The organism is Phytoactinopolyspora endophytica (assembly GCF_004138495.1).
Classification (GTDB): domain Bacteria; phylum Actinomycetota; class Actinomycetes; order Jiangellales; family Jiangellaceae; genus Phytoactinopolyspora; species Phytoactinopolyspora endophytica.
Genome location: NZ_ML142854.1, coordinates 564 through 10,200 on the forward strand (window position 1 = coordinate 564; position 9,637 = coordinate 10,200).

General features: G+C 67.1%; 9 protein-coding genes. 5 read left to right on the top strand and 4 right to left on the bottom strand.

What is annotated here, in order from left to right; all coding sequences use genetic code 11:
• Nucleotides 1–190, top strand: a 190-nt coding sequence (locus ELR45_RS37745; protein ID WP_205856528.1) for a hypothetical protein, incomplete at its 5' end; no start/stop codon positions are given.
• A gap of 266 nt (nucleotides 191–456) precedes the next feature.
• Here ELR45_RS37745 and ELR45_RS13050 read toward each other — a convergent pair.
• Complete coding sequence (locus ELR45_RS13050) at nucleotides 457–909, bottom strand: winged helix-turn-helix transcriptional regulator (RefSeq protein WP_129666619.1); 453 nt, start codon at nucleotides 907–909, stop codon at nucleotides 457–459.
• A gap of 186 nt (nucleotides 910–1,095) precedes the next feature.
• Between ELR45_RS13050 and ELR45_RS13055 the strand changes: the two genes are divergently transcribed.
• A complete protein-coding gene (locus ELR45_RS13055; protein WP_129667083.1) occupies nucleotides 1,096–2,478 on the top strand; it encodes an MFS transporter in 1,383 nt (460 codons plus the stop codon).
• A 9-nt stretch (nucleotides 2,479–2,487) separates the two neighbouring features.
• Here ELR45_RS13055 and ELR45_RS13060 read toward each other — a convergent pair whose 3' ends face one another.
• Entirely contained in the window at nucleotides 2,488–2,946 is a 459-nt protein-coding gene (locus ELR45_RS13060; protein ID WP_129666621.1) for a YbhB/YbcL family Raf kinase inhibitor-like protein, read from the bottom strand.
• A 104-nt stretch (nucleotides 2,947–3,050) separates the two neighbouring features.
• Here ELR45_RS13060 and ELR45_RS13065 point away from each other — a divergent pair, with 104 nt between their 5' ends.
• On the top strand, nucleotides 3,051–4,046 hold the full coding sequence (locus ELR45_RS13065; protein ID WP_165367738.1) for a DUF3500 domain-containing protein: 996 nt from the start codon (nucleotides 3,051–3,053) through the stop codon (nucleotides 4,044–4,046).
• 147 nt (nucleotides 4,047–4,193) lie between these two features.
• Here the strand turns inward: ELR45_RS13065 and ELR45_RS13070 are convergent, their stop codons facing one another.
• Together ELR45_RS13070 and ELR45_RS13075 are read right to left on the bottom strand one after the other, a co-directional pair.
• Nucleotides 4,194–7,157, bottom strand: a complete 2,964-nt coding sequence (locus ELR45_RS13070) for an HtaA domain-containing protein (RefSeq protein ID WP_129666623.1) — start codon at nucleotides 7,155–7,157, stop codon at nucleotides 4,194–4,196.
• Between the two features lie 72 nt (nucleotides 7,158–7,229).
• Complete coding sequence (locus tag ELR45_RS13075; protein ID WP_205856530.1) at nucleotides 7,230–8,192, bottom strand: hypothetical protein; 963 nt, start codon at nucleotides 8,190–8,192, stop codon at nucleotides 7,230–7,232.
• Nucleotides 8,193–8,308: 116 nt separating this feature from the next.
• Here ELR45_RS13075 and ELR45_RS13080 point away from each other — a divergent pair, with 116 nt between their 5' ends.
• Nucleotides 8,309–8,968 (top strand): biliverdin-producing heme oxygenase, encoded by a 660-nt coding sequence (locus ELR45_RS13080; protein WP_129667086.1) that lies wholly within the window; start codon nucleotides 8,309–8,311, stop codon nucleotides 8,966–8,968.
• A gap of 13 nt (nucleotides 8,969–8,981) precedes the next feature.
• A partial coding sequence (locus ELR45_RS37750) for an ABC transporter substrate-binding protein (RefSeq protein ID WP_205856532.1) occupies nucleotides 8,982–9,637 on the top strand: 656 nt, incomplete at its 3' end.

A 9,637-nucleotide genomic window follows, 5' to 3' on the forward strand; every position in this document is an offset into this window, starting at 1 on the left:
CGTCGAAACCACCACACCCACCGGACACACCTACCGGTCGTCACCGCCGCCCGCACCCGGCACCCGGTCACAACACCGGGACCACACACAGGACCACGCACGGGACCACACGCGGGACCGTGCACGAGCACCCTCCCACGCCCAGCCCCGCATCGACCACCACTGGCCCAGTGACGCAACCACCCACTGAACCACCACCAACAGCAGCACACAGCCCTGCCCACCACCGTCAACCTGGCAGCCGAGGGCGGGGCGCGTGTCCTGCCCCGTAGATCCGAAGCAGCACGGTGACCCTGGCCTGCGATGCCTCAGACGTCGCGGAACTGCCTCAGGTCTACACGGACAGGGCGGTTCAGCGTCCGGCCATCGCTCTTCAGGCGGGCTCAACGAGAAAATAGATCCTGTTCGTCGAACGTGTTCCCATCTTTTGCACCCGTGCTGTAGGTCGCCGCGTCGTCAAAGGGCGTCGTCGGCTGAAACTGCTTGCGACGGGCGGGTGTCGGCGTCGTAAGCCGTGCGAGCGGCGGCGATCTCCTGTTGATGTTCCTCGGTCCAGGTGACGAGCGCCTGGATGGTGGCGTGCAGGCTCATACCGAGCGGGGTGAGCTCATAGTCCACGCGTGGGGGCACTGTCGGGAATACCGTGCGCCGAACCAGGCCGTCGCGCTCGAGCTGGCGCAGCGTGACGGTCAGCATGCGCTGGCTGATGCCATCGATGGTGCGTCGCAGCTCATTGAAGCGCAGCGGGCGTTCGTCGAGGAGGGCGATGACCAACAGCGACCACTTGTCCGCGATGCGGTCGAGGATCTGGCGCACCTCGCAGTCCTCCCGCTGGTCCCATTGGAATACGTCGTAGTCGCAGCAGGTATCCGCAGAGTGACTGGGTGACTTTAAAGTGCCTTCTTCCATAGGGGTCGATGGTGCCGCATGATGCTCTTGGTTACAAGAGGGAACTTGCAGACATTCCGTAACTGAGTTTGACCGGCCAGTTTCCTCTCATCTGGGAGGAGCAATACTGTGTCGGGAATCATCAGATCGGCTGTCGACCGCACGGTCGACCAGGGCGGCGTGCGCACCTGGGGCGTGCTGATCGTCATGTGCGGGGCCATCTTTCTCGAGGGCATCGACGTCGGCATGCTCAACGTCGCGTTGCCGTCGATCAGAGCCGATCTGGGGCTTTCCACCGGCGAATTGCAGTGGGTGATGAGCGCGTACGTGCTCGGATACGGCGGCTTCATGCTGTTCGGTGGGCGGGCCGCAGACCTGTTCGGACGTCGCCGGATGTTCCTGGTCCCGTTGGCGGTGTTCCTGGTCTTCTCCGGGCTGGGAGGCCTGGCGACCGAGGGGTGGATGCTCATCCTCGCCCGGTTCGTCACCGGGGTGGCGGCGGCGTTCATGACACCGGCCGGTCTGTCGATCATCACGACGACGTTCGCTGAAGGGCGGCAGCGTAACAAGGCACTGCTGATCTACTCGGGCACCGCCGCGGGCGGGTTCTCGCTCGGGCTCGTCGCAGGTGGGCTGTTGACGGCGATCGACTGGCGCTGGGTGTTCTTTGCGCCGGTGGTCATGTCCTTCATCATCCTCGTGGCCGCGTTGCCGCTGGTTCCACGGTCTCCTGCGCCGCGACGCGCCGGCGCGGCCGTCGATCTGCCGGGAGCCTTTGCGGTCACCGGGGGAATCCTGCTGTTGGTCTTCACTGTTGAGCGGGCTACTCACACATCGCCGACGTGGACTGTGCTGACACTCACGGGCAGTCTGGCGTTGTTCGCCACCTTCGTGGCGGTAGAGCGCAGAACGCCGTCGCCCCTGGTCCGGCTGGGTGTCTTCCGCTCGGCGATGCTGGTGCGCACCAATCTTGCCGGAATGCTCTATTTCGCGGGCTTCTTCGGGTTCCAGTTCATCGCCGTGCTCTATCTGCAGGAGCTTCGTGGCTGGTCGACCCTGGAGACGAGCTTCGCTCTGCTGGCGGTGGGTGCCGACGCCATCCTTGCGCCGCTGCTCACTCCGATCCTGGTCAACCGCTTCGGGAACGTGCGTGTGGCCGTTTGCGGCATCGCCTTGGCCGTCGTCTCGTATGGGCTCTTCCTGCCGATCGGCATGGACTGGACGTACCTGGCGATGTTCCCGAGCATGATCATCTTGGGAGTGGCCTTCGCGCTGACCTACGGGCCATTGACGATCGCCGCGACCAACGGCATCGCCCAACACGAGCAGGGGTTGGCAAGCGGGCTGCTGTACACATCGTTCCAGTTCGGTGCTGCGCTGGGGCTAGCGGCTGTGACCGCGGTGAACACCGCTGCTACCGGCACGGACGGTACGCCGCAGGACATGCTCGACGGCTACCGAGCGGCCCTGCTCGTGCCGTTCCTCGCTGCCGTGGTGGCACTTGTCATGATCGCGCTCAACCTACGTGGTTCGCGTGCAGCGACGGTGATGGCCACCGATACGCCGGAGCCAGCCGCAGCCGCACGATAGCCGCCGCTGTCAGCGCTCGTAGATACCGACCACGCGGTTCTGTTCGACGACGGCGTCGGCATAGGTGTTCAGGAACTCTTCCCGCGACGGCGTGCCGTCGATGGCGCGGCTGAGCGCATAAACCCAGAAGTAGTAGTGGTGCGTACCGTGCCCCGCTGGTGGCTTGGGGCCACCGTATCCGTCGCCGCCGAAGTTGTTGGGGCCTGCGCGGAAGTGTTTGTCGGCATCTGGGCCGATCTCGGTGACGTCGGCCGGGATTCCGTACAGCGTCCAGTGCGTGAAGCCATGTGGCAGCGGTGCGTCTGGGTCGTGGCAGATCAACGCCAACTCCGCCGTTCCGTCCGGCACGCCGCTGATCGTCAACATGGGCGGGACGTTCTCCCGGTCCTTGGCGTGGCGGTCATCCAGACGCCCGTCGGGACCGATGTCCGGGCTGGCGATCTTCAAGTCTTTGATGTTCAGGGCCATGGCGGCATGCCTCCTTCGGTGTCAAACGTACCCGACTTGCTATACCCAGATGATCTCCCGGCTTGCAGCCGTGTCGGCCATGCAGTGATGGCAGACTGGCAGCCATGGCGAACCCAGCAGCGTCCGCGGACGTGGCCGGCACGATGGCCGGCGCCGCGCAGGCATTCATCGACTCCCTCGGCCCGGAGCAGCGGACGAGGGCATGTGCACCGTTGGATTCCCCGGACCGTCGCGAGTTCACCTATCTGCCGGGACCGCGACCCGGGCTCGCACTGTCGGACATGAACGCTGTGCAGCAGCGCCGGGCCATGGAACTGCTGGCCACCGGGCTCTCGGAGCGTGGCCTGGCGAACGCCCGGGCCATCATGCAGCTCGAGGAGATCCTCGCCGAGATCGAACGGTCCACAGGCCGCGCGGGATGGGACCGACGGCATCCGGAGTACTACTGGTTCCGGGTGCTCGGTGAGCCGGGCGGTCCTACGCCGTGGATGTGGAAGGTGGGCGGGCACCATCTGTGCGTCCACATGACCGTGGTCGGGGAGAAGGTGGCCGGTGCGCCGCAGTTCTTCGGCGCCAATCCTGCCGTCGTGCCGGCCGGCCACGCCTCGGCCGGCCTTCGCACACTTCCGGAGGAGGAAGACCTCGGCCGGACGCTGGTCGCGGCCCTGACACCTGCGCAACAGAAGATCGCGGTCAGCAGCCCGGTAGCGCCGGACGACATCCTGACCCGACGTGACCCGGTAGCCGACGTGAGCGACATACCCCCCGGGCTTATGGGCCGCGACATGGACGGTGACGCCCAGGAGCTGCTGGTTCGGCTGATCCGGCAGTATCTGGGGCGGGTCGTGCCGGACGTCGCGGACTCCGCGTGGCGCGAGATCGACGGGGCGGGCTTGGAGAAGGTGACGTTCCGCTGGTCGGGCGCGCTGGAGCCGGGCCCCGGTAACGGGCACTACTACGCCGTGCTCGGCCCGACGTTCCTGTTGGAGTACGACAACACGCAGAACGACGCCAACCACATCCACACCGTATGGCGGGACCTGCGCCACGACTGGGGCGAAGACCTGCTGGCCGCCCACTACGCCAGCGACCGGCACTAGCGACCGGCACGTCATTGGCCGTCGACACACGAGGGCCCGGCCGGATCGAGTGATCCGGCCGGGTCCTCTGCTGTCGGCACTGCGACCCTTCCTACGACCGACGGGGCCGTCGCGAGTAGCGGCGTCCCTGTCGCCCCATGGCTTCGGTCAGGCCGTAGCGCGGCGGCGAGTCAGAAACGCGACGTGTGCGCCACCGAACAGGAGTAGCGCTGCGACGATGACCATGAACGACGTCGCGCCCGACCCGGTGTCCGGGAGGTTGCCGTCCTTGTCGCCACCGGTGCCGTCGTCCGCTCCGGCGCCGTTGTCGGAGCCGCTCTCGGAACCATCAACAGTGCCATCGGCGCCGTCCGCATCACCGGTGCCGTCGTCGGATCCATCGTCACTGCCGTTGGTGTCGCCGGTATCGGAGCCGCTGCCGTCGGGGTCGCCGGTGTCTCCACCATCGGACCCTTCCGCGTCGCCTCCGTCGTTGCCGTTGTCGGAACCGTTGTCGTCGCCGTCCTCAGCGCCGTCGTCAGTGCCGTCGTCAGAACCGTTCTCGTCGCCCCCGATGTCGTCTCCGGCTTCCACGGTGAACTCCTCGGAGAGCTCGACATCACCGGAGGTGAGTGTGGCCGTGGCGGTGCCGACCGGAAAGTCGGTCGGAACGGTCCAGGCCAGCTCCGCCGCTCCGTCGTCGGCGACGGTTGTGGAGCCGATCTCGACCTCGCGGTCACCGGCGAGCGTGATCGCGAAGCTCACCGGGTCGAGCTCCGTGCCCGCTTCGAAGAAGTCAGCGAAGGCGGGGACACCGTCATCGGTAAGGGTCGCCGGAACGGACTCCGCCGACGCGACCCCGTCCTCTATCGTCAATGACGCCTCACTGAGGTCCAACTCGGCGAACTCGACGTCGGGGTACTCGATCAACTCGCCACTGTCCAGGCTCTTGCTCACCACATCGGCGATGAGCATCCCGGAATCCCCGTCGACGGCGATCCGCGGGTCGGTCAGAGTGAGCTCCAAGAGAGGACCGTCGCCGTAGTCGTGACCGGCGAAGTAGACCTCGCCCGAGAACTCCAGCTCGGCTGCCCCGGCGTCCACCCTGCCGTCGCCCTCCGCGAACCGGAACGTGCCGTCCTCATTGCGCGTCGCAGGCTCCCGGACCTCGATGGAACCGTGGGCGATGTTGCCCTCGATGTAGTTGCGGAACGAACCGCGGACACCCCAGTCAAGGGTGCCGTCGCCTGCGGTCGCACCGGGGTCGGCGCTCACGACGACGGCGGCATCCGTGCCGGGGACCAGGTGCTCGCCGCGGAACGTCACCTCCTGGCCCTGCTTCACAGCCGACGGCGCAACGGTGAACGCCGGGTCCTCCCCAGGGTCTGGATCGGGATCCGGATCAGGGTCTGGATCCGGATCGGGATCGGGCTGGTCGTCGTCGAAGGTCACCGGGACGAAGACGTCCTGGCTGCGGTCGTCTCGATGGTCTTCCGGTGTGGCGTCGCCTGCCTGCGCGGAGTTGAAGCTCGCGACGTAGCACTGCACCTCGGTGCAGTCCTCACCGGAACCGGTCACGGTGCCGGCGACAGTGAACGTCCTGCTGAGGTGACCGTCGTCGTCGGTCTCCACGACTCCGTGCCCGAGCCAGCCGGTCGGCCAGCCGTACGTTTCGTGGGTCGCCGTGTTGGCGGTGATCGCGATGGAAATCCTGCGGTTGGGGGCGAAGCCGGTGCCGGTCACCGAGATCTCGTCGCCGACCGCAAGGTCTTCGCTGGGTTCCACGGTCAGCTCCGGCTCCGTGGGCTCCTCCTCGCCGGGATCCTCGTCCTGGGCCACCGTGACCGGCACGCTGATCTCGTGCTCCGGATTCGGTGCGGCTCCGCCCGCGGCGTAGGTGTAGACACCGTAGTTGCCGTCCACGTCGTCCTCACCGACGGTCAATGTCGCCTCGAACGTGCCCTCTGCGGTCAACTCGGCGTGCTGCTCCCGGATCGTGCCCTGGTACTGCTCCGGGACCTCGTCAAGGGTGGCCTGGGTCATGGCCCAGCGCTGGTCGATGACCGTTCGGGCGTCCGATGGTGCGTCGTCCGAAGGCTCCCAGACATCGGCGAACTTGCCGAACACGACGTAGACGCCGGCCGGCAGGCCGACCGGGACCGGTGGCCGGGTGGACGTGTTCGCTTCCGGGTCGAAGCCCGTGCCACGCACGACGATCTCATCGCCGTCGGACACCGCTGCGTCACCCAACGGTGTCTCGCCATCGGCGGCGAAGACCTCGACCGCCGGCTGCCACGTGGGCTCTTCCGGCTCCTCGGGCTCTTCAGGTTCGCCGGGTTCTTCTGGTTCCTCCGGCTCCTCGGGCTCGCCGGGCTCCTCCGGCTCCTCGACGGGTTCGAGCGTCGCCGAGAAACTCAGCGGATCGAGTGCGACGTCGGGCATCTCGCCGGAATAGAAGGTGTCCCAGCCGATCGCCTCCATTGCGTCGGTCACGCCGACGGTCGGGGCATCGGTGACGCTGACCAGGCCGTCGTCGTCGGGTTCGAGGTCCGCGTCGCTGAGGTCGACGGTGCCGAACGCGAGATCCTCCGCCGTCTCCAGATCCGGCGGCTCGATGTTCGGATTTGCCCCCACGAACGGCCGGTACTCCGCGTCGACGACGAGCGTTCCGGTGTCGCCGTCCACCTCCAGCCGGACGTTGCTGAGCGTCAGTTCCAAGATGGGGCCGTCGCCATAGTCGTGGCCCCATGTGTAGACCTGACCGTCGAAGGCCAGATCAGCCGTGCCCGACTCCGGGTCGACCGTTCCGGTGGCGCTCGGAAAGGTGAACGGCCCTTTGGCGTTGCCGGAGCCGTCTTGCCACTCGGCGCCGTCGCTGGTGACGATCTCGCCACCGGCGATAGGCCCGGCGATGTAGTTGCGGTAGGAGGTTCGTAGACCCCATTCGAGGCTTCCGTCGGACGCCGCCTGAGAGCTGGTGCCCGATTCGTCGACTCCGGTGGCCGCCCCGTCGTCGTCGGCGAACGCTCCCGCTGATGCCGCGGCGGTGAGCCCGCCGAAGCTCAACCCGGCCGACAGTCCGGCCGCGGTGAAGCGTCGTAACAGCCGACGCCTGTTCTGGTGTGTTCTCACGTTCTCTTCTCCCCTGTAGATCCGGTGATCATCAACGGTTGAACCCGCCGTGGCGCGGCCGGCGGTTGATGATCATGGGTGAGTGGACGGTCGACGACGGGCGACGACCAGTGCAGCGCCCGCGGCGAGCAACGCAGCGGCGCCGACCACGGCGGTCATGGCGGGTACTCCGGTTGTGGCGAGGTCGTCTGCACTGTCGACTTCACCGTCGGCGGTGCCGGAGGCGGCTCCGTCCGCTCCGTCGTCAGCGCCGTCCGGGCCGTCGCCTCCCGACGCTGCGCCGTCGTCGGAGCCAGAGCCGGCGTCGGATTCCGCGGCGTTGTCGGAGCCCGCGGCGTCGTCCGAGCCCTCGGCGTCGTTCGAGTCCCCGGCTTCAGCTCCGGCGTCACCCGAGCCGTCGCCGTCCGCCTCGTTCCCCCCGGACGTGTCGCCTCCGGAGCCCGCCGTCCCGAACGACACCGGAATGAGCACGTCGGCACTGCGGTCTCCGGTCCGTGTGTGATCCGCGCGAGTCCCGACGACGCAGCCGTCGGGTGCTGCCGACTCGTCCAGGCAGTCGGTGAACTCGTCTTGTGCGGAGACCTGGAGCTGGACGCTGAACGAGCCTTCCCCGTCCACTTCGTCGAACGGCTGCGCCAGTCCCTCGCCGTAGGACGGGGGATTCGACGAGATCCACGCCGACGAGCCGCCGGCGCCTTCCATGTCCACGCCACCGAGACAGGGCGACGGCGCCTGGCCTGCGCCGTTGTTGACGCAGAGCACGACGTAGATGCCTTTGTCCAGGTCGAATCCGGACCCCTCGACCGTGATCGTCTCGCCGTCCTGGTTGAGGTCATCTGCCTTGGAGACGGTGACGGACTGTCCCTCCGGTCCGGTCGCCGACGCTGCCGATGCCGGTGTGGCCAGTGCCAGCGACCCGCCGGCGATCAGCGGGAGGCCGATCGCCGCGGTCAACAGGCGTCGATGTGGTGTGCGAATCCGGGCGTCCCGGCGTATTGCGCGGGTACGTGGGATCCGCGTCGTTCGTGTGGGCATCCTCCACCTCGGCCTTTTCTGTATGAGATGTCAGCAAGGTACATGAAGGTAAGCCTTGCCTGCTTTCGGATAGGCTAGCCTTAATTCATCCAACTGAGGAGGGGCTCGTGACTACGATGACCACGGTGGACCGACCGTCGTTCTCCCAGCGGCTGCGTGAACGCAGCTGGAACCTGCACCGGCAAGCCGAGGGCGCCGGGTTCATGAAAGCGCTGATGGACGGCGAGATTGAGCGGTCCGGATATGCCCTGATGGTCACCCAGCACCTCTTCATCTACGACGCGCTCGAGGCCGTCTCATGTGATCTTCGCGACAACGAGATCGCCGGTCCGTTCATCACCGAGCGGCTATCCAGAGGCCCCAGCCTGCGAGCCGACCTCGACGCGCTGATCGGAACCGGCTGGCTTGAGCAGGTGACCCCGCTTCCGTCGACGCAGCGTTACGTGGCCCGGATCCGAGAGATGGCCGACTGGCCGGATGGTTTCGTCGCCCATCACTACACGCGTTACCTGGGTGACCTCTCCGGTGGCCTGGCCATCGGCAAAGTGGTTGCCCGCGTCTACGGTCTCGACGGCGCCGGGGTGAGCTTCTACACCTTCGACCAGATCGACAAGCCCAAGGTCTTCAAGGACGAATACCGAGCCCGTCTCGACGCGGTGCCGTGGCAACCCGACGAGCAGGAACGGGTGATCGACGAGGTGCTCCGCGCGTACCGGCACAACACCGAGGTCTTCGCGGACCTCGAGCGTGAGGTCGGAATCGGCGCACGGCACTGACGGGGCGATCGACGTGATTGATGGCCGTAACCTCGGGTCGCGGCGAGCGTCCGCGCTCCTCGCGTACCCCATTGTGCTCACGCTGCTCGTAGCCGGATGCGCGGACGCAGGCGAGACGTCTGCCGCGTCGGCTACCGGCGATGCCGCTGAGGCTGCAGCGGTCGACGCGTGTCCGGACCCGGTCGAGGGGTTCGCCGTGACCGTCGACGGCAACGGCGAACCCCTCGAGCCCACCGACGGCGGACTCCTCGGCGACCCGGGCGGCGACCTCCCGGATCCGCATGCGCTGAGCGGACCTTCGACCGCGGAAATCGCCGACGAGAACATCTACCCGGTCGTCGACGATCCCGAACCGGCCCTGCCCGTCGTGGTCGAGTCGTGCGATGGCGAGACCGTCGAGATCAACGACACCAGCCGGATCCTCGCCGTCGACCTGTACGGCACGCTCGCCGAGATCGTGTTCAGCGTCGGGATGGGGGACAACGTCATCGGACGGGACACCTCTACCGGTTTCCCGCAAGCGGAGGACCTCCCGTTGGTCACGCCCAGTGCACACGACCTCAACGCCGAGGCGATCCTGGAGCTCGACCCGACGGTGGTGCTGACCGACACCAGCATCGGCCCGCCCGAGGTGCAGCAGCAGCTCCGTGATGCCGGTGTGCCGGTGGT